20 protein-coding genes and 1 tRNA gene are annotated in these 25,456 nt (G+C 69.4%); 18 read left to right on the forward strand and 3 right to left on the reverse strand.

Going from position 1 to position 25,456, the window contains the following annotated elements:
• Positions 1-5: 5 nt before the first annotated feature.
• The 16 genes from ACEXOR_RS10080 to ACEXOR_RS10155 all read left to right on the forward strand — a co-directional run bounded on the left by ACEXOR_RS10080 (position 6) and on the right by ACEXOR_RS10155 (position 17,822).
• Positions 6-575, forward strand: coding sequence for a GNAT family N-acetyltransferase (locus ACEXOR_RS10080; RefSeq protein WP_374849491.1), 570 nt, complete (start codon positions 6-8; stop codon positions 573-575).
• 10 nt (positions 576-585) lie between these two features.
• Complete coding sequence (gene rpe / locus ACEXOR_RS10085; RefSeq protein WP_374849493.1) at positions 586-1,257, forward strand: ribulose-phosphate 3-epimerase; 672 nt, start codon at positions 586-588, stop codon at positions 1,255-1,257.
• 18 nt (positions 1,258-1,275) lie between these two features.
• Positions 1,276-1,539 (forward strand): phosphoribosyl-ATP diphosphatase, encoded by a 264-nt coding sequence (locus tag ACEXOR_RS10090; RefSeq protein WP_374849495.1) that lies wholly within the window; start codon positions 1,276-1,278, stop codon positions 1,537-1,539.
• Positions 1,540-1,605: 66 nt separating this feature from the next.
• Positions 1,606-2,445, forward strand: a complete 840-nt coding sequence (hisG, locus tag ACEXOR_RS10095; protein WP_374849496.1) for an ATP phosphoribosyltransferase — start codon at positions 1,606-1,608, stop codon at positions 2,443-2,445.
• Positions 2,445-3,215, forward strand: a complete 771-nt coding sequence (hisF, locus tag ACEXOR_RS10100; protein WP_374849497.1) for an imidazole glycerol phosphate synthase subunit HisF — start codon at positions 2,445-2,447, stop codon at positions 3,213-3,215. Before hisG ends, hisF begins: the two co-directional genes overlap by 1 nt.
• Complete coding sequence (gene hisI / locus ACEXOR_RS10105) at positions 3,212-3,625, forward strand: phosphoribosyl-AMP cyclohydrolase (protein ID WP_374849498.1); 414 nt, start codon at positions 3,212-3,214, stop codon at positions 3,623-3,625. Before hisF ends, hisI begins: the two co-directional genes overlap by 4 nt.
• Positions 3,622-5,154, forward strand: coding sequence for an anthranilate synthase component I (locus ACEXOR_RS10110; protein WP_374849499.1), 1,533 nt, complete (start codon positions 3,622-3,624; stop codon positions 5,152-5,154). The genes hisI and ACEXOR_RS10110 overlap by 4 nt, the downstream gene beginning before the upstream one ends.
• Complete coding sequence (locus ACEXOR_RS10115; protein WP_374849500.1) at positions 5,154-5,891, forward strand: Trp biosynthesis-associated membrane protein; 738 nt, start codon at positions 5,154-5,156, stop codon at positions 5,889-5,891. Before ACEXOR_RS10110 ends, ACEXOR_RS10115 begins: the two co-directional genes overlap by 1 nt.
• A gap of 79 nt (positions 5,892-5,970) precedes the next feature.
• Positions 5,971-6,198 (forward strand): DUF6704 family protein, encoded by a 228-nt coding sequence (locus ACEXOR_RS10120; protein WP_374849501.1) that lies wholly within the window; start codon positions 5,971-5,973, stop codon positions 6,196-6,198.
• 4 nt (positions 6,199-6,202) lie between these two features.
• Entirely contained in the window at positions 6,203-6,976 is a 774-nt protein-coding gene (gene trpC, locus ACEXOR_RS10125; protein WP_374849502.1) for an indole-3-glycerol phosphate synthase TrpC, read from the forward strand.
• On the forward strand, positions 6,973-8,202 hold the full coding sequence (gene trpB / locus ACEXOR_RS10130; RefSeq protein WP_374849504.1) for a tryptophan synthase subunit beta: 1,230 nt from the start codon (positions 6,973-6,975) through the stop codon (positions 8,200-8,202). The genes trpC and trpB overlap by 4 nt, the downstream gene beginning before the upstream one ends.
• Positions 8,199-8,996: a tryptophan synthase subunit alpha gene (gene trpA / locus ACEXOR_RS10135; protein WP_374849505.1), complete on the forward strand. Its 798-nt coding sequence runs from the start codon at positions 8,199-8,201 to the stop codon at positions 8,994-8,996. The genes trpB and trpA overlap by 4 nt, the downstream gene beginning before the upstream one ends.
• Positions 8,997-9,273: 277 nt before the next feature.
• The gene (gene gltB, locus ACEXOR_RS10140) at positions 9,274-13,872 is read left to right on the forward strand and encodes a glutamate synthase large subunit (protein WP_374849507.1); all 4,599 of its coding nucleotides are present in this window, start codon (positions 9,274-9,276) and stop codon (positions 13,870-13,872) included.
• Positions 13,865-15,322 (forward strand): glutamate synthase subunit beta, encoded by a 1,458-nt coding sequence (locus ACEXOR_RS10145; protein WP_374849508.1) that lies wholly within the window; start codon positions 13,865-13,867, stop codon positions 15,320-15,322. The genes gltB and ACEXOR_RS10145 overlap by 8 nt, the downstream gene beginning before the upstream one ends.
• Positions 15,323-15,387: 65 nt before the next feature.
• The gene (gene pyk, locus ACEXOR_RS10150) at positions 15,388-16,851 is read left to right on the forward strand and encodes a pyruvate kinase (protein ID WP_374849509.1); all 1,464 of its coding nucleotides are present in this window, start codon (positions 15,388-15,390) and stop codon (positions 16,849-16,851) included.
• Between the two features lie 170 nt (positions 16,852-17,021).
• Positions 17,022-17,822, forward strand: coding sequence for a hypothetical protein (locus ACEXOR_RS10155; RefSeq protein WP_374849511.1), 801 nt, complete (start codon positions 17,022-17,024; stop codon positions 17,820-17,822).
• An 88-nt stretch (positions 17,823-17,910) separates the two neighbouring features.
• On the opposite strand, the gene ACEXOR_RS10160 is transcribed toward ACEXOR_RS10155, so the two are convergent.
• Positions 17,911-17,993 (reverse strand) — tRNA-Leu (locus ACEXOR_RS10160).
• A gap of 39 nt (positions 17,994-18,032) precedes the next feature.
• Here ACEXOR_RS10160 and ACEXOR_RS10165 point away from each other — a divergent pair.
• Positions 18,033-18,641, forward strand: a complete 609-nt coding sequence (locus tag ACEXOR_RS10165) for an ANTAR domain-containing response regulator (RefSeq protein WP_374849512.1) — start codon at positions 18,033-18,035, stop codon at positions 18,639-18,641.
• 18 nt (positions 18,642-18,659) lie between these two features.
• On the opposite strand, the gene ACEXOR_RS10170 is transcribed toward ACEXOR_RS10165, so the two are convergent.
• The gene (locus tag ACEXOR_RS10170; protein ID WP_374849616.1) at positions 18,660-19,076 is read right to left on the reverse strand and encodes a PaaI family thioesterase; all 417 of its coding nucleotides are present in this window, start codon (positions 19,074-19,076) and stop codon (positions 18,660-18,662) included.
• A gap of 114 nt (positions 19,077-19,190) precedes the next feature.
• On the opposite strand from ACEXOR_RS10170, the gene polA reads away from it, so the two are divergent.
• Complete coding sequence (polA, locus tag ACEXOR_RS10175; RefSeq protein WP_374849513.1) at positions 19,191-21,896, forward strand: DNA polymerase I; 2,706 nt, start codon at positions 19,191-19,193, stop codon at positions 21,894-21,896.
• 117 nt (positions 21,897-22,013) lie between these two features.
• Here the strand turns inward: polA and ACEXOR_RS10180 are convergent, their stop codons facing one another.
• Positions 22,014-25,448 carry an error-prone DNA polymerase gene (locus ACEXOR_RS10180; protein ID WP_374849514.1) on the reverse strand — a complete coding sequence of 1,145 codons (3,435 nt, stop codon included), beginning with the start codon at positions 25,446-25,448 and terminating at the stop codon, positions 22,014-22,016.
• Between the last annotated feature and the right edge of the window lie 8 nt (positions 25,449-25,456).

Consider the following 25,456-nt stretch of genomic DNA (forward strand, 5'->3'; position numbering starts at 1 on the left):
AAGACATGACGACCATGCCCGCCGACCGCTTCGGCGACCTCCTGCCGCGTGGCCTGGGCGACGGCTACACGCTCGAGCTGCGCACCCGTGAGGGCGTACCCGCCGTGCACGCCCTCACCGAGCGCAATCTCGCACGCCTCCGCGCCTGGGAACCGTGGGCCCAGCCCGAGCAGAGCCTCGCCGGCACGCGCGCGTTCACCGATTTCGTGCTCGCCCTGTACGACCAGGGCAAGACGGTGCCCGGGGTGCTCGTGCGTGACGGCCTCCCCGTGGGCAGCGTGTCGCTGAAGATCGACCCGGCGACGGCGATCGGCGAGCTGGGGTACTGGATCGATGAGGCCCACGAGGGCCGGGGCGTGGTCACCCGGGCGGCCGCCGCGCTCCGTGACGCCGGCTTCGCACGCGGGCTCGCCCGGATGGAGATCCGCGCCGCGACGGGCAACGTGCGCAGCCGGGCGGTGGCCGAGCGGCTCGGCTTCCACCTCGAGGGCGTGCTCCGCTCCGCTCTCCCGGTGGGGGCGCACCGGCACGACGTGGCGCTCTACGCCCAGCTGCCGGGCGAATCCAGCCGGTAAAGTCTGAAGGGTGGCTCTTCGCATCAACCCCAGCATCCTCGCCTCCGACTTCGCCAACCTCGAGAGCGAGCTCGGCCGCATCGCCAACGCCGACCTGGCGCACGTCGACGTGATGGACAACCACTTCGTGCCGAACCTCACGCTGGGGCTGCCGATCGTGGAGCGCCTGCAACAGGTCTCGCCCATCCCGCTCGACCTGCACCTCATGATCGACGCCCCCGAACGCTGGGCCCCGGTCTACGCCGAGACCGGCGCCTACTCCGTCACCTTCCACGCCGAGGCCGTTGGCCGCGACTCCGACCCCGTGACGGTGGCCCGCAGCCTCCGCGAGCGCGGCGCCCGGGCCGGTCTCGCGCTGAAGCCCGGCACCGACGCCGAACCCTTCCTCGACCTGCTCCCCGAGTTCGACATGGTGCTCGTGATGACCGTCGAGCCCGGTTTCGGCGGCCAGAGCTTCATGCCCGAGACCATGCCGAAGCTGCGGCGCCTCTCCGAGGCGGTGCGCGCCTCCGGGCTCGACGTGTGGCTGCAGGTCGACGGCGGCATCAACGACGACACCATCTCCATCGCGGCCGAGGCCGGGGCGACGGTGTTCGTGGCGGGTTCGAGCGTGTTCGGGGCCGAGAGCGCCTCCGCCCAGGTCGACCACCTGCGCGCCCTCGCGGCCGGTCACACCCACTGACACCGGTACCCTTGACCTGTGAAGACTTTCGACGAGCTGTTCCTCGAGCTCTCCGCCAAGGCCCTCGAGCGCCCTGAGGGCTCTGGCACCGTACGCGAGCTCGACGCCGGCGTGCACCAGATCGGCAAGAAGATCGTCGAAGAGGCCGCCGAGGTGTGGATGGCGGCCGAGTACGAGTCCGACGAGAACACGGCCGAGGAGATCTCGCAGCTGCTGTACCACCTCCAGGTGCTCATGCTCGCGAAGGGCCTCGCCCCGGCCGACGTCTACCGACATCTCTGAACCAGGCGACAGCTGTAGACCCCGCGTCCGAGACCCACTCTTCTTCCACGGAAAGCACCCGACCCCATGCTCAAGATCGCCGTGCCCAACAAGGGCTCCCTCTCCGAGATCGCCGCCCAGATGCTCGCCGAGGCCGGATACAACGGGCGCCGCGACTCGCGTGAGCTCGTGATCGCCGACCCGCGCAACGGCGTCGAGTTCTTCTACCTGCGCCCCCGCGACATCGCCACCTACGTCGGCTCCGGCGCCCTCGACGTGGGCATCACGGGCCGCGACCTGCTGCTCGATTCCGAGTCGCCCGCCACCGAGACCGCCTCGCTCGACTTCGGCGAGTCGACCTTCCGCTTCGCCCGCCCCGAGGGCACGTCGATCGAGCTGCCTGACCTCGACGGCGCCCGCGTCGCCACCAGCTACCCGGGCCTGGTCGGCGCGTTCCTCGCCCGTCACGGCATCACCGCCCAGCTGATCCGGCTCGACGGCGCGGTCGAGTCCGCCGTGCGGCTCGGTGTGGCGGATGCGGTGGCCGACGTGGTCTCCACCGGCGGCACCCTGCGCAAGGCAGGGTTGGAGATCTTCGGCCCGGTCATCCTCGAGTCCACCGCCGTGCTGATCAGCTCCGGCACCACGCACCCGGGTGCCGAGACGCTGCTGCGCCGCCTCCAGGGCGTGCTGGTGGCCCGGCAGTACGTGCTGATGGACTACGACGTGCCCGTCAGTCGGCTCGACGACGCCGTGGCGCTCACCCCGGGCATCGAGTCGCCCACCATCTCCCCGCTGCACGACCCCGAGTGGGTGGCGGTGCGCGCCATGGTGCCGCAGCGCGACACCAACCAGGTGATGGACGACCTCTACGCCGCGGGCGCCCGCGCCATCCTCGTCAGCCCGATTCACGCGGCGCGCATCTGATGTCGCTCGCCGTCCGCGTCATCCCCTGCCTCGACGTGGCCGCGGGCCGCGTGGTGAAGGGCGTGAACTTCGAGAACCTGCGCGACGCGGGTGACCCCGTCGAGCTCGCGGCGCTGTACGCGGCCCAGGGCGCCGACGAGCTCACCTTCCTCGACGTCACGGCCACGGTCGACGACCGCGCCACCATGTACGACATGGTGCGGCAGACGGCCGAGCAGGTGTTCATCCCGCTCACGGTGGGCGGGGGAGTGCGCTCGACCGACGATGTGGCCAGGCTGCTCGCATCCGGAGCCGACAAGGCCGGAGTCAACAGCGCCGCCATCGCCCGGCCGGCCCTGCTCGACGAGATCGCCGACCGCTTCGGGGCGCAGGTGCTCGTGCTCTCGCTCGACGTCAAGCGTGCCGCCGACCCGGGCCGCACCCCATCGGGCTTCGTGGTCACCACCCACGGCGGCCGTCGCGAGACCGAACTGGATGCGCTGGAGTGGGCGCGTGAGGCGATCGAACGCGGGGCCGGCGAGCTGCTGGTCAACTCCATCGACGCCGACGGCACCAAAGACGGCTTCGACCTCGAACTCGTGGGGCTGATGCGCGAGCTGAGCTCGGTGCCGGTGATCGCCTCGGGTGGCGCCGGACGGGTGGAGCACTTCGGCCAGGCCATCAAGGCGGGCGCCGACGCGGTGCTCGCCGCCAGCGTCTTCCACCTTCGCGAGATGACCGTGGGCGACGTGAAGGACGAACTCCGACGAGAAGGGGTGGACGTGCGATGAGCACCGTCACCGACACCGACGAGATCCTGAGCCGCGTGCGCTTCGACGACGCCGGTCTGCTGCCGGCCGTCATCCAGCAGTACGACTCCAAAGACGTGCTGATGCTCGGCTACATGGATGCCGAGGCGCTGCGCCGCACGCTCACCGAGGGGCGGGTCACCTTCTGGTCGCGCTCCCGGCAGGAGTACTGGCGCAAGGGCGACACCTCCGGCCACGTGCAGTGGGTGAAGGGTGCCGCGCTCGACTGCGACGACGACACCCTGCTCGTGCAGGTCGACCAGGTCGGTGCCGCCTGCCACACCGGAGCCCGACGGTGCTTCGACGTCGACCCGCTCGACCCGACCGTGCTGGACCAGTCCGGGCTCACCCAGCCCGTGTCGGGCGAGCCTGAGATACTCGAGAGACCATGACGACCTCCTCCACGGCCACGACCTCCCGGGCCGAGTTCGACGCCCTGAGCGGCACCCACCGCGTGCTGCCCGTCATCCGCGAGCTCTTCGCCGACGGCGAGACCCCGGTGGGCATCTACCGCAAGCTCGCCGACGGCCGCCCGGGCACCTTCCTGCTCGAGTCGGCCGAACAGGGCGGCATCTGGTCGCGCTTCTCCTTCATCGGCGTGAACAGCTTCGGCGTGCTCACCGAGGCCGACGACCGCGCCGTCTGGCTCGACCTCGGCCTGCCGGCCGAACGCGTCTTCCCCGCCGGGTTGCCCGACGGTCCGCTCGACGCGGTCTCGGCGCTCTACGAGCACTGGAAGACCCCGGCGGTTCCCGCGCATCCGCCCCTCACCGGCGGGATCGTGGGCTTCATCGGCTGGGAGACCGTGCGCCAGCTGGAGCGACTGCCGAACCGGCCCCCGCTGGACTACCGCATCCCGAGCCAGGGCCTCGCCTTCGTGTCGGAGCTGGTCGTGGTCGACCACCTGCAGGGCAGCGTTCAGCTGCTGGTGAACGTGCTGACGGACGGCGACGCCGATGCCGACGCGCTCTGGGCAGGCGCCCAGCGGCGACTCGACGAGCTGCAGTCCGGGCTGGCGCAGCCGGCCGAGGCGTGGCTCGCCCGCACCGATTTCTCGGTGGTGGCAGAACCGGCTCATCGCACCGAACGCGACGACTTCCTCGCCGCCATCGAGGTGGCGAAGGAGCGCATCCGCGACGGCGACATCTTCCAGGTGGTGATCTCGCAGCGCTTCGAACTCGACTGCCCGGCGCATCCGCTCGACGTGTACCGGGTGCTGCGCACGCTCAACCCGAGCCCTTACATGTACCTGCTCACGCTGGTCGACCCCGACGGCTCGCCGTACCAGATCGTGGGTTCCAGCCCCGAGGCCCTGGTGAAGGTCGAGCGCGGCCGGGCGCACACGCACCCCATCGCCGGATCGAAGCCGCGCGGCAGCACTCCCCAGCACGACCTCGAGCTCGAGCAGGAGCTGCTCGGCGACGACAAGGAGCGCGCCGAGCACTTGATGCTGGTCGATCTCGCGCGCAACGACCTGCTGAAGGTGTGCGAGGCCTCGTCGGTCGAGGTCACCGAGTTCATGCGGGTGGAGCGGTTCAGCCACATCATGCACATCGTCTCCTCGGTCGAGGGACTGCTGCGGGAGGGCGTCGACGCGATCGACGTGTTCCGGGCCACCTTCCCGGCCGGCACGCTCTCGGGTGCGCCGAAGCCGAGCGCGCTGGAGATCATCGACGAGCTCGAACCGGCTCAGCGCGGGGTGTACGGCGGGGTGGTCGGCTACTTCGGGTTCGGGGGAGACGCCGATCTCGCCATCGCCATCCGCACGGCCACCATCCGCGACGGTGTGGCCCGTGTGCAGGCCGGCGGCGGTCTGGTGGCCGACTCCGACCCGGCGAGCGAGTTCCAGGAGTCGCAGAACAAGGCGGCGGCGCCGTTGCGGGCCGTGGCCATCGCCAACGCCATGACACGGGTGCGTTGATGACCGAGACCGAGGCGACGCCGGCGGCGGCGACGACCGGGCGTCGGCTGAAGTCGACCGTCATCCTGGGGGTGCTCGTGCTGAGTGCCCTCGCCTTTCTCGCGTGGTCCCAGTCGTGGGGAACCCTCGAGCTCGCCGGCGGCAGCACCACGGCCACCGTGCTCGACGTGCCGGGTTCGGTCGCCGCTCCGGCGCTGTCGGCCCTCGGTCTCGCCGGTATCGCGCTGGCCGGCGCCCTGGCGATCGCCGGACCACTGGTGCGCATCGTGCTCGGTGCCCTTGAGGTGCTGCTCGGGGTGAGCGTGATCTGGTCGGGCGTGCTCGCGCTCACCGATCCGGTGGCCGCCGGAGCCTCGGTGGTCACCAGCAGCACGGGCGTGGCGGGCACCTCGTCCATCCGCGAGCTGGTGACGGTGGGCGGGGAGACGCCCTGGCCCGCCCTCACGGTGGTGCTCGGTGCGCTGATGGCGCTGGCCGGCGTGGTGATCGTCGTGACGGTCCGCCGCTGGCCCGCCTCGAGCCGCCGCTACCAGGCGGTCACCTTCGAGGCCGCCGACGGGCGGCAGAGCTCCGACCCGGCAGATCTGATCGACGACGACTTCACCGACCTGGCAGACCTGTCCGAACGGGATGACGCGGCCCCCGCACGTCCGGCCCGGCCGGCGGCGACCACCGCCCGCGACGCCGCCGTCGACAGCTGGGACGACCTCAGCCGCGGCACCGACCCCACTCGCTGACCGCCCCGTCCGACGGGCCGCCGTCGAACTGACCCGGTAGACTTCACCGCGTACGCCCGAACGAAAAGGATGAGTATCGATGAGCCACGAAGATGAACTCGGAGAAGGCCACTCGCTCGCAGCATGGACCGGCGTGATCATCGCCCTGGTCGGCATCGCCATCGGCACCGTCGCGTTCTTCTTCGAGCTGGAGTGGCTCGTCTGGGCCGGCGCCGGGCTCACCCTGATCGGTTTCATCGCGGGCTTCATCCTGTCCCGCGCCGGCTACGGCGTGCACGGGGCGAAGTCGCTGCAGAAGGAGCACTGACCCGGTGCTCGCCGAACTCGTAGCCGGAGCGCTCGAGGACGCAGCCGCCCGGCAGACCACGCGCAGCCTGGCCGAGATCGAAGCGGCCGCCGCCGCCCGGCAGCCCGCGCTGGACGCCCTGTCGTTCCTCGCGCCCGCCGATCGCGTGAAGATCATCGCCGAGGTCAAGCGCGCGAGCCCCTCGCGCGGTGCCCTCGCCGAGATCCCCGATCCCGCACTGCTGGCCGCCTCGTACGCCGAGGGGGGAGCCAGCGCCATCAGCGTGCTCACCGAGAGCCGCCGGTTCAAGGGGTCGCTCGCCGACCTCGAAGCCGTGCGCGCCCAGGTCGACGTTCCCGTGCTCCGCAAGGACTTCATCGCCACCGACTACCAGGTGCTCGAGGCCAGGGCAGCCGGCGCCGACCTGGTGCTGCTGATCGTGGCTGCGCTCGACCAGCCGGCCCTGCAGCACCTGCACGATCTGATCGTCGAGCTCGGCATGACGCCCCTCGTCGAGACCCACGACGCCGTCGAGGTGTCGCGGGCCGTCGATCTCGGGGCGAAGCTCGTGGGTGTGAACGCCCGCAACCTCAGCACGTTCGAGCTCGACCGCGATCTCTTCGGCCGGCTGGCCGACCGCATCCCCGCCGGCACCGTCAAGGTGGCCGAATCCGCCGTGCTCGGCGTCGCCGACGTGGCCCACTACCGCGAGGCCGGCGCCGACGTCGTGCTGGTCGGCGAAGCCCTCGTCACCGGGCACGACCCGGTGGCGACACTGAAGGAGTTCCTCTCCGTATGACCGACACCACCCATTCCCTGCGCGCCGAGACCGGGCCCTTCTTCGGGGAGTTCGGCGGGCGGTTCATGCCCGAGTCGCTGATCGCAGCGCTCGACGAGCTCGACGAGGCCTACCAGCTGGCGAAGATCGACCCCGAGTTCCACCGCGAACTGGCCGAGCTCGCCCGCACCTACACGGGGCGGCCCTCGATCATCACCGAGGTGCCCCGGTTCGCCAAGCACGCCGGTGGCGCCCGCATCATCCTGAAGCGCGAAGACCTGAACCACACCGGTTCGCACAAGATCAACAACGTGCTGGGCCAGGCCCTGCTGGCCAAGCGCATCGGCAAGCACCGCCTGATCGCCGAGACCGGTGCCGGCCAGCACGGCGTCGCCACGGCGACGGCCGCCGCGCTGTTCGGCATGGAGTGCGTCGTCTACATGGGCGAGGTCGACACCGAGCGCCAGGCCTTGAACGTGGCCCGGATGCGCCTGCTCGGCGCCGAGGTCATCCCCGTCTCCAGCGGCACGCGTACCCTGAAAGACGCCCTCAACGAGGCCTTCCGCGACTGGGTGGCGAACGTCGAGTCGACGCACTACCTGCTCGGCACGGTGGCCGGGCCGCATCCGTTCCCGGCCATGGTGCGCGACTTCGTGAAGATCATCGGCGAGGAGGCCCGCCAGCAGGTGCTCGACCTGACGGGCGCGCTCCCGGATGCGGTCACCGCGTGCGTGGGCGGCGGCTCGAACGCCATCGGCATCTTCCACGCCTTCCTCGACGACACCTCGGTGGGCCTCTACGGCTACGAGGCGGCAGGCGACGGCGTCGACACGCTGCGCCACGCGGCCACCATCACCAAGGGCCGCCCCGGCGTGCTGCACGGGTCGCGCAGCTTCATGCTGCAGGACTCCGACGGCCAGACCCTCGACTCGCACTCCATCTCGGCCGGCCTCGACTACCCGGGCGTGGGCCCCGAGCACGCGTGGCTGTCGTCGATCGGGCGCGCCACCTATCTGCCCGTCACCGACGAGGCGGCCATGAAGGCGTTCCGGCTGCTCTGCACCACGGAGGGCATCATCCCGGCCATCGAGTCGGCGCACGCCCTGGCGGGCACGATCGAACTCGGCCGGGAACTCGGCCCCGACGCCACCATCCTCGTCTCGCTCTCCGGGCGCGGCGACAAGGACGTCGAGACCGCCGGCCGGTACTTCGACGTGCTCGACGAGAACGGGAACGCCCGGGTATGAGCGACACCATCGTGAGCCCGGTCGCCTCGAGGATCGCCGCGGCCAACGCCGAGCGCGCCGGAGCTCTGGTGGGCTACCTGCCCGTCGGCTTCCCGAGCCTGGAAGGCTCGATCGACGCCGCCGTGGCGCTGGTGGAGAACGGCGTCGACGTGCTCGAACTCGGCCTGCCGTACTCCGACCCGGTGATGGACGGCCCGGTCATCCAGGCCGCCACCGTCGCCGCGCTCGAAGCGGGAGTGCGCCTCAGCGACGCCTTCACCGCGGTGGAGCGCATCCGTTCCCGGGTCGATGCCCCGGTGCTGCTGATGACCTACTGGAATCCCGTGCTGCAGTACGGCGTCGACCGCTTCGCCGACGACCTCGTCTCGGCGGGCGGCGCCGGCCTCATCACGCCCGACCTCACGGTCGACTCGGGCGCCGACTGGCTCGCCACGAGCGATCGCACCGGCCTCGACCGCGTGTTCCTCGCCGCTCCTACCTCCACCGATGAGCGGCTGAAGCTCGCCGTCGACAGCAGCCGGGGTTTCGTGTACACGGTGTCGACCATGGGCATCACCGGTGCTCGGGCCGATCTGGATGCGGCTGCCCGCACCCTGGTGACGCGGCTGCGCGCGCAGGGCGCCGAGAGCCTCGCGGTGGGCATCGGCATCTCGACGGCCGATCAGATCGCGGAGATCCTGGGCTACGCCGACGGTGCCATCGTGGGCTCCGCCCTGGTGCGCGCGCTGGCCGACGGGGGAGTCCCGGCGGTGGCGCGGCTGGCGGCCGAACTGTCCGAGGGCACCCGACGCTGAGCCGATGAGCGGTCAGTGGCCCTGGCTGGGCTAGAATCATGTCGACACGTGATCGGATGACGAGTCGACGGGCGACGTTGCCCCGAGGGCTTCCGAGAACGAGGCAGTCGACCCGAGCGCCACAAGTGAAATCGGAGCGAAGCCACCCCCGCGCAACCACCACAGCACCAGGCGCGGCGGCTGACACCTCGGTTGCTTGATCGCACCGAGGCATCCCTGATATCCATGGGCCACAGGCGTCCCAGTTCCCTAAGAATGACGTAGAGGACGGTTCTCTATGGCCGATCAGCCCGCACACCAGTCCCGCTCACGCGCGGTTCCCTTCAGCGCGCTGCCCGCCGCCCAGGGTCTGTACGACCCGGCCGACGAGAAAGACGCCTGCGGCCTCGCCATGGTCGCCACGCTCCGCGGCACCGCGGGGCACGACATCATCGACACCGCGCTCGACGCCCTGCGCAACCTCGAGCACCGCGGGGCCGTCGGGTCCGACGCGGGCACGGGAGACGGCGCGGGCATCCTCACGCAGATCCCCGACGAGTTCCTGCGGGCGGTCGCGCCGGTGGAACTGCCTCCGGTGGGCCGCTACGCGGTGGGCAACGCCTTCCTGCCCCTCGACCAGGCCGAGCGTCAGGGCGTGATGGACCGCATCCGCGAGGTGGCGGTCGAAGAAGACCTGCGCATCCTGGGCTGGCGCGAAGTGCCCGTGCGGCCCGACGAGCTCGGCCGGCTGGCGCGCGACGCCATGCCCGCCATCTGGCAGCTGTTCGTGGAGTCGATGCGCACCACCGAGTCGGGCGTGACGCTCTCGGGCATCGACCTCGACCGCCAGACCTTCCGGCTGCGCAAGCGGGTCGAACTGCAGCACCAGGTGTACTTCATGTCGCTGTCGAGCCGCACCATCACCTACAAGGGCATGGTGACGACCCTCCAGCTCGAGCCGTTCTACCCCGACCTCTCCGACGAGCGGTTCGCGTCGAAGCTGGCGCTGGTGCACTCGCGTTACTCCACCAACACCTTCCCGTCGTGGCCGCTCGCGCAGCCGCTGCGGATGATGGCGCACAACGGCGAGATCAACACGGTGCAGGGCAACCGCAACTGGATGCGCGCCCGTCAGTCGCAGCTGGAATCCGAGCTGCTCGGCGACCTGCGCCCGCTCTACCCCATCGTCACCCCGGGTCTGAGCGACTCCGGATCGTTCGACGAGGTCGTGGAGCTGCTCACCCTCGCCGGCCGGTCGCTTCCGCACGCCATCATGATGATGGTGCCCGAGGCGTGGGAGAACCAGGCCGACTTCGAAGACGCCCGCCGCGCCTTCTACGAGTACCACTCCATGCTGATGGAGCCGTGGGACGGGCCGGCCGCGCTGATCTTCACCGACGGAACCCTCGCCGGCGCGACGCTCGACCGCAACGGCTTGCGCCCCGGGCGCTACCTCATCACCGACGACGGTCTCGTCGTGCTGGCGAGCGAGATCGGTGTCTTCCCCGACGTCGATCCTTCGCGCGTCGTGCGCAAGGGCCGCCTGCGCCCCGGCAAGATGTTCCTCGTCGACACGGCGGCCGGTCGCTTGATCGAGGACGACGAGATCAAGTCGTCCCTCGCCTCGGCCGAGCCGTACTCCGAATGGCTCGACGAGGGTCGCATCAACCTGCGCGACCTGCCCGAGCGTGAGCACATCGTGCACACGCCGGCGTCCGTCACCCGGCGTCAGCGCATCTTCGGCTACACGCAGGAGGAAGTGCGCATCCTGCTGTCGCCGATGGCGAAGAACGCGGCCGAGCCCCTCGGCGCGATGGGCTCAGACACGCCCATCGCCGTGCTCAGCGACCGCCCGCGACTGCTGTTCGACTACTTCACCCAGCAGTTCGCCCAGGTCACCAACCCGCCGCTGGACTCCATCCGCGAAGAGGTCGTCACGAGCCTGCGCCTGGGCCTCGGCCCCGAGCGCAACCTGCTCGACGCCACGCCGGAGCACACCCGTCAGGTCGTGCTCGACTTCCCGGTGATCGACAACGACGAGCTGGCCAAGATCCAGCACATCGACCCGACGTCGGGCAGCCGTCTCACCACCACCCTCAAGGGCCTGTTCCGGGTCGACGAGGGGCCGAAGGCCATGCAGAACCGCATCGCGGCCATGTGCGCCGAGGCCGACGAGGCGATCGAGAACGGCGCCCTGTTCATCGTGCTGAGCGACCGCGACTCCAACAAGGACTTCGCACCGGTGCCGTCGCTGCTCATGCTCGCGGGCGTGCACCACCACCTCATCCGCCGCCAGACCCGCATGAAGGTGGGTCTGATCGTCGAGGCCGGTGATGTGCGCGAGGTGCACCACGTCGCCCTGCTGATCGGCTACGGCGCCTCGGCGGTGAACCCGTACCTCGCCATGGAGACGTGCGAGAACCTGGTGCGCTCGGGCTCGATCACCGGCATCACGCCCGAGAAGGCCGTGAAGAACGTGATCAAGGCGCTCGGCAAGGGCGTGCTGAAGATCATGTCGAAGATGGGCATCTCCACCGTGTCGTCGTACGCCGGTGCGCAGACCTTCGAGGCGGTGGGACTCGCCCCCGAGTTCGTGGCCGAGTACTTCACGGGCACGTCGTCCAAGCTCGGTGGCGTCGGTATCGACGTCATCGCGGCCGAGAGCGCCGCGCGCCATCGCCAGGCCTACCCGGAGGACGTGGCGATCGTCGCCCACGAGCCGCTCGCGGTGGGCGGGGAGTACCAGTGGCGCCGCGAGGGGCCGCCGCACCTGTTCAACCCCGACACGGTGTTCCGGCTGCAGCACGCCACGCGCGCCCGCCGGTACGACATCTTCCGCGAGTACACCAAGCTCGTCGACGACCAGGCCGAGAACCTGATGACCCTGCGCGGCCTGTTCCGCCTGCGAACGGATGCGCGGCCGTCGATCCCGATCGACGAGGTCGAGCCCGTCTCGTCGATCGTCAAGCGCTTCTCCACCGGCGCGATGAGCTACGGCTCCATCTCGAAGGAGGCGCACGAGACCCTCGCCATCGCGATGAACCGCCTCGGCGGCAAGTCGAACACCGGTGAGGGCGGGGAGGACGTCGACCGTCTGCTGGACCCCGAGCGCCGTAGCGCCATCAAGCAGGTGGCCTCGGGCCGGTTCGGCGTGACGAGCATGTACCTCACGCACGCCACCGACATCCAGATCAAGATGGCGCAGGGCGCCAAGCCCGGCGAGGGCGGCCAGCTGCCGCCCACGAAGGTCTACCCGTGGATCGCGCGCACCCGGCACGCCACGGCCGGCGTCGGCCTCATCTCGCCGCCGCCGCACCACGACATCTACTCGATCGAAGACCTCAAGCAGCTCATCTTCGACGTCAAGCGCGCGAACCCCGAGGCCCGGGTGCACGTGAAACTGGTGAGCCAGAACGGTATCGGCGCGGTCGCAGCCGGCGTCACGAAGGCCCTGGCCGACGTGGTGCTGGTCTCCGGCCACGACGGCGGCACCGGCGCGAGCCCTCTCAACTCCCTCAAGCACGCGGGCACGCCCTGGGAGATCGGCCTCGCCGAGACCCAGCAGACCCTGATGCTGAACGGGATGCGCGACCGCGTGGTGGTGCAGGTCGACGGCCAGATGAAGACGGGCCGCGACGTGATCGTGGGCGCCCTGCTCGGAGCCGAGGAATTCGGCTTCGCCACCGCTCCTCTGGTGGTCGAGGGCTGCATCCTGATGCGGGTGTGCCACCTCGACACCTGCCCGGTGGGTGTGGCGACGCAGAACCCCGAGCTCCGGGCCCGGTTCTCGGGCAAGCCCGAGTTCGTGGTGAACTTCTTCGAGTTCCTCGCCCAGGAGGTACGGGAGTACCTCGCCGAGCTCGGCTTCCGCACCCTCGAGGAGGCCGTGGGCCACCACGAGCTGCTCGACACCGACGCGGCGATCGAGCACTGGAAGACCGACGGCCTCGACCTCAGCCCCGTGCTGGTCGGTCCGGCGTTCTCCGACGACGAGCCGCGCAACAACCGTCGTAAGCAGGAGCACGAGCTCGAGAAGCACTTCGACAACCGGCTCATCCACGAGGCGCGAGCGGCTCTGGAGCACGGCGAGCCCGTGGCGATCACCCTGCCCATCCGCAACACCGAGCGGGCCGTGGGCACGATGCTCGGCCACGAGGTCACGAAGCGGCACGGCGAGCAGGGACTGCCCGACGGCACGATCCAGATCACGCTGCTGGGCTCGGCCGGGCAGTCGCTCGGCGCCTTCCTGCCCTCGGGCATCACGCTGCGGCTCGAGGGCGACTCGAACGACTACGTGGGCAAGGGGCTCTCGGGCGGGCAGATCATCCTGCGCCCCGACCGCCGTTCGGTCTTCCCGGCCGAGCGCAACGTGATCGCCGGCAACGTGATCGGCTACGGCGCCACCCAGGGCAGCATGTTCCTGCGCGGCATCGTGGGCGAGCGCTTCCTGGTGCGCAACTCCGGGGCCACCGCGGTGGTGGAGGGCGTGGGCGACCACGCGCTGGAGTACATGACCGGCGGTCTCGCCGTCATCCTGGGCTCCACCGGCCGCAACCTCGGAGCGGGCATGTCGGGTGGCACCGCCTACATCCACGACCTGAACCCCGAGCGCGTGAACGCCGACTCGCTGGCCTCCGGCGAACTGCAGCTGCTGCCGCTCGGCGGCGCCGACATCGAGATCGTGCGCGACCTGCTGCAGCGGCACCAGGCCGAGACCGGCTCACCGCTGGCCGGGCGGATGCTGGACGACTTCGACACCACCGTCGCGAAATTCGTGAAGGTGCTCCCACGTGACTACGCCGCCGTTCTCGCCACCCGGCAGACGGCGGTCGAAGAAGGACTCGACCCGGACGGCGACGTCGTCTGGGGACGTATTTTGGAGGTGACGGGTGGCTGATCCCAAGGGCTTCCTGAAGACGCCGGAGCGCGAGCTCCCCAAGCGCCGGCCGGTGTCGGTCAGGCTGATGGACTGGAAAGAGGTCTACGAGCAGGGCGACGCGGCGACCACGCGGCGCCAGGCCGGGCGCTGCATGGACTGCGGCATCCCGTTCTGCCACCACGGCTGTCCGCTGGGCAACCTGATCCCGGAGTGGAACGACCTCACCTGGCGCGACGAGGGCCGGGCGGCCATCGAGCGGTTGCACGCCACGAACAACTTCCCGGAGTTCACGGGCCGGCTCTGCCCGGCGCCGTGCGAGTCGGCGTGCGTGCTCGGCATCAACCAGCCGCCCGTGACCATCAAGCAGGTCGAGGTGTCGATCATCGACCAGGCCTTCGCGAACGGCTGGGTGCAGCCGCACCCGCCGGAGCGCCTCACCGGCAAGACCATCGCGGTCGTCGGTTCGGGCCCGGCCGGCCTCGCCGCCGCGCAGCAGCTCACCCGCGCCGGTCACACGGTGGCCGTGTACGAGCGCGACGACCGCATCGGCGGCCTGCTGCGCTACGGCATCCCCGACTTCAAGATGGAGAAGAAGCACCTCGAGGCGCGACTGACCCAGATGATGTCGGAGGGAACCCGTTTCCGCGCCGGCATCGAGATCGGCAAGGACATCACCTGGGACGACCTGCGGGCCCGCTACGACGCCGTGATCGTCTGCACCGGCGCGACCGTGCCGCGCGACCTGTCGGTTCCGGGGCGCGACCTCGACGGCGTGCACTTCGCCATGGAGTACCTGGTTCAGCAGAACAAGGTGGGCGCCGGCGACGACGTGCTCGGCCAGATCACGGCCGAGGGCAAGCACGTGGTGGTGCTCGGCGGCGGCGACACCGGTGCCGACTGCATCGGCACCGCACATCGCCAGGGTGCCCTCTCGGTGACCAACCTCGCCATCGGCAAGCAGCCCCCGTCGGAGCGGCCCGAGCACCAGCCTTGGCCGATGGCCGCTCAGCTGTTCGAGGTCTCCAGCGCTCACGAGGAGGGCGGGGAGCGCAAGTTCCTGGCCTCGACCGTGGAGTTCCTGTCGAACGAGTCGGGCGAGGTGCGCGCCATCCGCGTCGCCGAGACCGAGTTCGTCGACGGACGGCGCGTTCCCAAGGCCGGCAGCGAGCACGAGATCCCCGCCGACCTCGTGCTTCTCGCCCTCGGCTTCACCGGAGCCGAGAACGACCGCCTGACCGACCAGCTCGGAGCCCAGTTCGATCAGCGCGGCAACGTCGAGCGGGCGGGCGACTACATGAGCTCGGTGCCCGGCGTGTTCGTGGCCGGCGACTCCGGCCGCGGGCAGTCCCTCATCGTGTGGGCGATCGCCGAGGGCCGTGCTGCGGCCTCGGCGGTCGACCGGTACCTCGAGGGCGAGACCGAGCTGCCCTTCCCCGTGAAGCCGACCGATCGCGCCATCGCGGTCTGATAGCCTCGCCCGGGACTTCCGACCTCCACCTCCACCACCACCACATGCGCCCCAGGGCGCAGAACATGGAGCAGTTGACACAGATGAGACGCGCGAAGATCGTCGCAACACTCGGGCCGGCGACGTCGACCTATGAAACCATCAGGGCCATCATCGATGCGGGCGTCGACATGGCCCGCATGAACCTGAGCCACGGCAGCTACGACGTGCACGAGTCGGTCTACCGCAACGTGCGTCAGGCGGCGGAGGACTCCGGCCGCGCGATCGCGGTACTGGTCGACCTCCAGGGCCCGAAGATCCGCCTCGGCAAGTTCGAGAACGGTCCGTACGATCTGGCCGAGGGTGACATCTTCAAGATCACCGTCGACGACATCATCGGCAACAAGGAGATCTCCTCTACGACCTACAAGGGTCTGCCGCAGGACGTCTCGCCCGGCGATCCGCTGCTGATCGACGACGGCAAGGTCACCCTCCGCGTGCTCGAGACCGACGGCACCGTGGTGACCACGGTGGTCGAGGTGCCCGGCGCCGTGTCGAACAACAAGGGCATCAACCTGCCCGGTGTGGCCGTGAACGTGCCCGCCATGAGCGAGAAGGACATCGCCGACCTGCGCTGGGGCCTGCGCCTCGGCGCCGACTACATCGCGCTCTCGTTCGTGCGCAACGCCGCCGACGTCGACGACGTGCACCGCATCATGGACGAGGAGGGCCGTCGTGTGCCCGTCATCGCCAAGATCGAGAAGCCGCAGGCGGTCGAAAACCTCGAGGAGATCATCGACGCCTTCGACGGCATCATGGTCGCCCGTGGCGACCTCGGCGTCGAGCTGCCGCTGGAGGCCGTGCCGATCGTGCAGAAGCGTGCGGTCGAGTTGTCCCGCCGCATGGCGAAGCCCGTGATCGTGGCCACCCAGGTGCTCGAATCGATGATCTCGTCGCCCCGCCCCACCCGCGCCGAGGCCTCCGACTGCGCCAACGCGGTGCTCGACGGCACCGACGCGGTCATGCTCTCGGGCGAGACCAGCGTGGGCGAGTTCCCGGTGATCACCGTGCAGACCATGGCACGCATCATCGAGTCCACCGAGGAGCACGGCCTGGAGCGCATCCCCGCTCTCGGCACCAAGCCCCGCACCCAGGGCGGCGCGGTCACCCTCGCCGCCGCCGAGGTGGGCGACTTCGTGGGCGCCAAGTTCCTCTGCGTGTTCACGGAGTCGGGAGACTCGGTGCGACGGATGACGCGCCTGCGGTCGAGCATCCCGATTCTGGGCTTCACGCCCGAGCCCGGCATCCGCAACCGCATGGCGCTGAGCTGGGGCGTGCAGTCGTACCTGGTCGATCGTGTGAAGCACACCGACGAGCTGATGGGCCAGGTCGACGACGTGCTGCTCGGCCTCGGCCGCGCCCAGATCGGCGACAAGGTGATCGTGATCTCCGGTTCCCCTCCCGGAGTGGCCGGCACCACCAACGACATGCGGGTGCACATCATCGGTTCGGCACACAACCCGTTGGTGCCCGAGACCTTCGACAACTAGGGCACGGCTTTCGGCTCGGAGGCTACCTCAGGATTCGGCCAGGATTCGATCAAGCTTTGATCGGTTCCTGGCCGTTTCCTGTTGCGGCGTGTCACCGACCGATAGATTTCGGATGCCGCGCCGTACCCCGGTGCGACTGCTGTCGATCCGAGTGAAAGAACACACACGCCATGCCCAGAAAGCGACTCATCCTGCGCCTCGTCGGCGCGGGAGCGGCCATTGCGACGGCTGTCGCCCTCTCCGGCTGTTCCACGATCATGCCCCTCCTCGGAGTGCAGCCGACCCAGGCCCCGGGGGCAGCGGGCGCGTCCGCCGGTTCCACCTCGGCCGACTCCACCGCCGCCGACCTCAGCGCGAACACCACCGATCAGGCGCTGCAGTTCGCCTCGGTGTTCACCGACATGGGTTCGGTTCACCCCACCGTCGACATCGCCGACAAGCTGCAGCTGCGGCTCGACGTCTGGACGGAACAGAAGACGCACGACTGGACGCCGATGGCCGACAAGCGGTTCTCGTTCGTGATCGGCGTCTACGACAACAAGGTCGCCCCCGAGGCGCCGTTCGACCAGAAGCGCCGCGTGTACATGTCGAACATCACGGTGACCGCCAAGACCACCACGGCCTCGGGCACCGTCGAGACGCCCTACGCCCTCAACACCGACCCGCTGAAGATCACCCTCGACCCCGAGGCGCTCCGCTCGGAGCAGGGCCTTGGGCTGCTCATCACCTCTCCCAAGGGAGGGTTCCAGCTGGAGTCGCAGCAGATCGGCGTCGTGGCCGACGACACCCAGGGCCTGATGCTCGACTTCGCCTTCCAGGTGTCGTTCGAGACGGCGCCGCTGGCCAACACCTACATGACCCAGGTGGTGCACCAGTACGTTCCGGTGGCCATCTTCTCCGAGGCCGACGTGGCTGCCGCCAAGACCACACCGACGCCGACCGTCACCCCCACACCCATTCCGGCGGGCTAGCACCACAGCACCGGGGTTCGCCCCGAACGACGGATGCCCGGGTTCTGAACCCGGGCATCCGTTCGTCTTTTCAGGTGTTCTTCGGCCGTACCGGTGGTGGGACTCGAACCCACACGCCCTTTCGGACAGCGCATTTTGAGTGCGCAGCGTCTGCCATTCCGCCACACCGGCTTGCTACGAGCGAGGTCAAGAATACCGTAGGGTTGAAATGTGACTGACCAAGAACCGACGACAGCAGTGCCCCGCCGTGTAGTGGTGGCCGAAGACGAATCCCTGATCCGCCTCGACATCGTCGAGATCCTGCGCGACAACGGGTTCGATGTCGTGGGTGAGGCCGGAGACGGTGAGACGGCCGTGGCCCTCGCCACCGAGCTGCGGCCTGACCTGGTGATCATGGACGTCAAGATGCCCCAGCTCGATGGCATCTCCGCCGCGGAGCGCCTCTCGAAAGACCACATCGCCCCCGTGGTGCTGCTCACCGCGTTCAGCCAGAAAGAGCTGGTCGAGCGCGCCACCGAGGCCGGTGCCCTCGCCTACGTGGTGAAGCCGTTCACCCCGAACGACCTGCTGCCCGCGATCGAGATCGCCCTCTCGCGGTACGCCCAGATCATCACCCTCGAGTCCGAGGTGGCCGACCTCGTCGAGCGCTTCGAGACCCGCAAGCTCGTCGACCGGGCCAAGGGCCTGCTCAACGAGAAGATGGGGCTCACCGAGCCCGAGGCCTTCCGCTGGATCCAGAAGGCGTCGATGGATCGCCGCCTCACCATGCACGACGTGGCGCAGGCCATCATCGAGCAGCTGAGCCCGAAGAAGAGCTAGCCGTTCCCTCGGCAGCGGCTACTTCGACTCGAAGACCTGGCCCGGCCGTCGGTCTTTGATGATGTTCGTGATGCGCACCGTTGAGAGCCGGCGGCCGTTCTCGTCGTCGATCTCGATCTGGTGGGTGGCGAGGCTCTTGCCGAGGTGGATGGCGGTGCATGTGCCGATCACCCAGCCCGCGGTCGCCGAACCGGAGTGACTGGCGTTGATCTCGATGCCCATGGCCACCTTGCCGGGGCCGGCGTGCAGGTTGGCCGCCGTCGATCCGAGGCTCTCGGCGAGCACCACGTAGGCGCCGCCGTGCACGAGACCGAGCGGCTGTGTGTTGCCCTCCACGGGCATCCGCGCCACCGAGCGCTCGGCGCTCAGCTCGAGGAACTGGATGCCCATCCGCTCCGCCAACGCGCCGATGCCGCGGTAGCCGAACACCTCCATCACATCGATCGGAAGAGGCTCGGCCTCAGGCGTCGGAACGGAGGTCTCTGGCTGCGTCATCGGTGCGGATTCCTGTCTCGAAGGACTGTCGGAGGGCCTTGCTAGGCTGGCCCTGTGCCGGACAAAGATCAGCCTACCCTCCTCCTCATCGACGGTCATTCGCTCGCTTTCCGGGCCTTCTACGCCCTTCCGGTCGACAGCTTCCAGACCCGCGACGGGCAGCACACCAACGCCATCCACGGCTTCCTGGCGATGCTGATCAACCTCCTCAAAGCCGAGAAGCCCACCCACCTCGCGGTGGCCTTCGACATCTCGCGCTTCTCCTTCCGCACCCGCGAATACCCGGAGTACAAGGGCACGCGCGGCGAGACGCCGGCGGAGTTCATCGGGCAGGTGCCCCTGCTGCAGGAGTGCCTGCACGCGCTCGGCATCATCACCATCGAGAAAGAAGACTTCGAGGCCGACGACATCCTCGCCACCCTGGCCTCCCAGGGTCGCGCGGAGGGCTACCGGGTGCTCGTGGTCTCGGGCGACCGCGACGCGATCCAGCTCGTGAACGACGACGTGACGCTGCTGTACCCGTCGCGCCAGGGCGTCTCCGACCTCACCCGGTACGACCAGGAGAAGGTGTTCGAGCGCTACGGCATCCGCCCCGAGCAGTACCCCGAGATCGCGGCGCTCGTGGGGGAGACCAGCGACAACCTGCCCGGCATCCCGAAGGTGGGCGAGAAGACCGCGGTGAAGTGGCTGAACCAGTTCGGCTCGCTCGACGCCATCCTCGAGCATCGTGACGAGATCAAGGGCGTGGTGGGCGAGAACCTCCGCACCTACGCCGAGAACGCCATCCGCAACCGCCGGTTGAACCGGCTGCTCACCGACGTCGAGCTCCCGGTCGGCCCGTCGGAGCTGCTGCGCGCACCGGCCGACGAGCAGCAGGTGCGCGACGTGTTCGCCCGGCTCGAGTTCCGTACCCTGCTCGACCGGGTGCTGAAGCTCGAGGGCATCGCCGGTGATTCCGAGGTGGGCCAGGCCGCGGCGGCGGCCGCCGCCGAGAAGGCCGAGAACGCCCCTACACCCGTCACGCTGCTCGACGAAGAGCTCGCGGCCTGGCTGGCACGGCACTCCACCGCCACCGACGCCGAGGTTGCCGCCGATGTCACCGCAGCCATCTCGGTGCAGGTCGAGACGATCGACGGGTTCCCCGTCGCGGTCGGGCTGGCCACGCTGCACGAGACGGTGTTCCTTCCGTGGACGCCGAACAGCCGCGACTACGCGCCGTTCGAGGAGTGGCTGGCCGGCGACGCCCCGAAGGTCTTCTTCGATGCCAAGCGCCAGATCAAGGCTCTCCGTTCGGCCGGGCTCGCCGTCGCCGGCCTCTCGTTCGACCCTGTGATCGCCGCGTGGCTGCTCAAGCCCGAGTCCAGCGCCGACCGCTCGCTCGACAAGCTCGTCGATCGGCACCTGCTCGAGACCCTGCCCACGCCCGACCCCAATCAACTCGTGCCCGAGAGCGATTTCGTGGTGGGCCCGGCCGGCGAGGCCTGGTACGCGCTGCGGGTCGCCCGAGCCCTCGCCGTGCAGCTCGACGAGCGCACGCTCCGGGTGCTCACCGAGATCGAGATGCCCACCCTGATGGTGCTGGCCGAGATGGAGCTCACCGGCGTGACCGTCAGTCACGACGAACTGACGGCCCTGTCGAACGAACTGGGCGAGTCGGCGGCCGCCATCGCCACGGAGGCGTTCGGCATCATCGGCCGCGAGGTGAACCTCGGTTCACCCAAGCAGATCCAGGAAGTGCTGTTCGACCAGCTCGACATGCCGAAGACGCGGGCCACCAAGACCGGGTTCTCCACGGATGCGGGCGCGCTGGCCGATCTGCAGGCGTCGAACCCGCATCCGTTCCTGGGGCTGCTGCTGGCGCATCGCGATGCCACGAAGCTGCGTCAGATCATCGAGAGCGTCGACAAGGCCATCGCCCCCGACGGTCGCGTGCACACCACCTACGTGCAGACCGGTTCGTCGACGGGGCGCATCTCCTCGACCGACCCGAATCTGCAGAACATCCCGGTGCGCACCGAGGAGGGCCGTCGCATCCGTCACGCCGTTCGGGTGGGTGAGGGCTACGAGTGCCTGCTCACCGCCGACTACTCGCAGATCGAGATGCGCATCATGGCTCACCTCTCGGGCGACCAGGGGCTGATCGACGCGTTCCAGTCGGGTGAAGATCTGCACCGCTTCGTGGGCTCACGGATCTTCTCGGTCGACCCGGCCGACGTCACGCCGAACATGCGCACGAAGGTGAAAGCCATGTCGTACGGCTTGGCCTACGGGCTGTCGGCGTTCGGGCTGTCGAAACAACTGCGCATCGAGACCGCCGAGGCCAAGCAGCTGATGAGCGACTACTTCGAACGCTTCGGCGGGGTGCGCGACTACCTCCGCAACGTGGTCGTGCAGGCCAAGGTCGATGGGTACACCGAGACCATCTACGGCCGCCGCCGGCCGTTCGCGAACCTCAACAGCGCCAACCGGGTGCTGCGCGACAACGACGAGCGGGCCGCGCTGAACGCACCCATCCAGGGCACGGCGGCCGACATCATCAAGATCGCCATGATCAACGTGGCCGCCGACATCGCGACCCAGGGGCTGGCGTCGAAGATGCTGCTTCAGGTGCACGACGAACTCGTGTTCGACGTGGCGCCGGGCGAGTGGGATGCGCTGGCCGCCATCGTCACGGAGCGCATGTCGACCGCGGCCTCCCTCCGCGTACCCCTCGAGGTGCAGCTCGGCCGCGGCGAGAACTGGAACGAAGCAGCCCACTAGCCCTGCACCCAAAGCTCTGCACAGCCGCTGCGCCGCGGAGAGTCGCGCGAAGTCGTGCTCGAGCGCTCTTGGGAGCGACTTTTCGCGACGCAACGCGCGTGGGGCGTGGGGCGTGGGTCAGCGGAAGTCACGGGAGGCGGTTTTGGCGGTGAGGGTGAGCGGCTCGAGCTGATCGGCCACGAGGTTGGTGATTCCCTCTTCCGAGCGTTCGAGGATGCCACGCACCACCAGCGCGGGGGAGTCGCGCGCGATGCGGCGGTAGCGCTTCCACACCCCGACCCCGCAGATCACGTTCAGGATGCCCGTCTCGTCTTCGATGTTCATGAACGTGATTCCGCTCGCGGTGGCCGGCCGTTGCCGGTGCGTCACCACGCCGCCCACCTCGATGCGCCGACCGTTCTCCGCCGTCGCCAGATCGGCCACCGAGAGGGCGCCGCGCTGCCGGAGCTCGTCGCGCACGTGGGCGAGCGGGTGGTCATCGGGTGAGATGCCGGTGGCCCAGAGGTCGTAGACCACCTGTTCCTCGTCCGAGAGCATCGGCAAGAGCGGCGGCTGCACCGACACGAAGGTGCCGGGAAGATACTCCGCCTTCTCCTGAGCGGCGTTGCCCGCCTCCCAGAGCGCTTCACGCTTGGTGAGTCCGAGGCTCTCGAAGGCACCGGCGGTGGCGAGGGCCTCGAGCTGAGGGGTGCTGAGACCCACCCGTCGGGCCAGATCGGACATGCTCTCGAAGAGACCGTTCTCGTCGCGCTCGGCCACGATCTTCTCGGCCAGGGCGGCACCGATCGACGTCACCTCGGCGAGACCGAGCCGCACTGCGACGTTGCCGTCGCGCCGGTGCTCGGCTGTGCGGTCGGGCTTCGAGCGGTCGAAGACCACCGGCACCGGCCCCGGCTCTTCGAGGCAGGGGTCGAGCCCGGTTTCGGCGACGAAGGCTTCTGCCCCCGAACCGCCCGCGGGGTTCCCGGCGAGCAGAAGTGGCTCGAGCCCCGCCTGCACGCCCGAGCGCTGGATGTCGGGGCGACGCACCTCGACACCGTGGCGACGGGCATCCGCCGTCAAGGTCTGAGGGGAGTAGAACCCCATGGGCTGGGCCCGGAGCAGCGCGGCGAGGAAGGCCGCTGGGTAGTGCAGCTTGAACCACGAGCTCGCGTAGACCAGCAGGGCGAAGCTCGTGGAGTGGCTCTCGGCGAAACCGAAGTTCGCGAAGGCCTCGATCTTCGTGTAGATGATGTCGGAGTCGGCCGCGTTGATGCCGTTGTTCGCCATGCCCTCGTAGAGCTTCTCGCGCAGGCTCGAGATCTTCTCGAGCCCGCGCTTGGAGCCCATCGCCCGGCGGAGCAGATCGGCGTCCTCGGCCGAACAGTCGCCGACGGCCATGGCCATCTGCATCAGCTGCTCCTGGAACAGCGGCACCCCGAGGGTGCGCTCCAGCACCGGTTTCAGCTTCGGGTGCAGATAGGTCACCGGCTCCTGCCCGAGCTTGCGCCTGATGTACGGATGCACGGCACCGCCCTGGATCGGACCGGGCCGGATCAGCGCGATCTCGACCACGAGGTCGTAGAAGGCGCGGGGCTGCAGCCGGGGGAGCGTGCCCATCTGCGCCCTGCTCTCCACCTGGAACACACCGATGGAGTCGGCCCGGCAGAGCATGTCGTAGACGGCCTCCTCCTCTTTCGGAAGGGTGTCGAGGGTCCACCGCCGGCCGGTCGACTCGTGCACGAGGTCGAAGCAGTACTGCAGCGCCGAGAGCATGCCGAGGCCGAGCAGGTCGAACTTCACGAGGCCCATCCACGCGCAGTCGTCTTTGTCCCACTGCAGCACCGTGCGGTTCTCCATGCGGCCGTTCTCGATCGGGCAGACCTCGCCCACCGGGCGGTCGGTGAGCACCATGCCGCCCGAGTGGATGCCGAGGTGGCGCGGGAACTTCAGCACCTCGGTGGCGAGGGCGATCACCTCGTCGGGGATGTCGTGGTCGTCGCTCTCGACGGCCGGCCCCCAACGCTCGATCTGCTTGGACCAGGCATCCTGCTGGCCCGGGCTGTGGCCGAGGGCCTTCGCCATGTCGCGCACCGCGAACTTGGGGCGGTACTGGATGACATTCGCCACCTGAGCGGCGTTCCGGCGCCCGTATTTCTCGTAGACGTACTGGATCACCTCCTCACGGCGCTCCGAGTCGAAGTCGACGTCGATGTCGGGCTCTTCGTCACGCATGCTCGACAGGAAGCGCTCGAAGGGCAGTTTGCATGCGATCGCGTCGACCGCGGTGATGTCGAGCAGGTAGCAGACGGCGGAGTTCGCGGCCGAGCCACGACCCTGGCAGAGGATGCCTCGGCTGCGGGCCTCGCGCACGATGTCGTAGACGATGAGGAAGTAGCCGGGGAAGTCCTTCAGCTCGATCACGTCGAGTTCCCGCTCGATGCGCGCCAGGTCGTCGTCGCTCGCGCGGGGATACTTGCGTGGGATCGCGTCACGGACGAGACGGCGCAGCCAGGACATCGGAGTGTGGCCTTCGGGCACCTTCTGCCGGGGGAGCCGCGGCTTCGCCATGCGCAGCTCGAAGGACAGGTCGGCCGCCACCTCGACGGTGCGCTCGACGGCGCCCGGGTACCGGGCGAAGCGCCGTGCCATCTCGGCGCCGGAGCGCAGGTGGGCGGTGGGCGCGGCGGGCAGCCAGCCGTCGAGCTCGTCGAGACTGCGTCGGGCGCGCACCGCGGCCAGTGCCTGGGAGAGCCGGTGCTGCTTCGTGGTGGCGTAGTGCACGTTGCCGGTGGCGACCGTGCCGAGACCCTGCTGGTCGGCGATACCGGCCAGGGCGTCGTTGCGGGTGCTGTCGAGCGGATCGCCGCGATCGGTGAGCTCGACCAGCACGTTCTCCCGGCCGAACAGCGCGACGAGTCTGTCGACCTCGCGGGCGGCGCCGTCGACCCCCTCGAACTCGAGCGCCTGGCGCACGGGGCCCTTGCGGCAGCCGGTGAGCACCATCCAGTCGCCGTGGGCCTGGGCGGCGAGGTCGTCGAGGTCGTACAGCGGGCGGCCTTTCTCGGCCATCGGCGCGAGCTGGGCGGAGGTGATGGCGCCGGCCAGGCGGTGGTAGCCCTCTTTCTGCCGGGCGAGCACGAGCAGGTGGGAGCCCTCGGGATCGGCCACGCCGTTCTGCGGCCTGCTGAGGTCGAGCGAGAGCTCGGCGCCGAAGACCGTGGCCACGTCGTGCTTCTCGGCGGCCTCGGCGAAACGCACGATGCCGTAGAAGCCGTCGTGGTCGGTGAGCGCGAGAGCGTTCAGGCGAAGACGCGCGGCCTCTTCGATGAGGGTCTCGGGCGAGGACGCGCCGTCCAGGAAGCTGAAGTTGGAGTGCGCGTGCAGCTCGGCGTACGGCACCGCCGGCTCGACGGGCTCCCTCGGCCGGCCGGGTTCGACGGCCTCGGGATCGTAGGGAGACCGCTTGGCCGACTCGGTCACTCCGTCGCCCGGCGGCGGCCCCGGCCGCGTGCGGTCGGACAGGGTGCGCTCGAGCTCCGACCACGGGATCGCAGGATTGTTGAACCCCATCAGCACCC

Source organism: Herbiconiux liangxiaofengii (genome assembly GCF_041927335.1).
Taxonomy (GTDB): domain Bacteria; phylum Actinomycetota; class Actinomycetes; order Actinomycetales; family Microbacteriaceae; genus Herbiconiux; species Herbiconiux liangxiaofengii.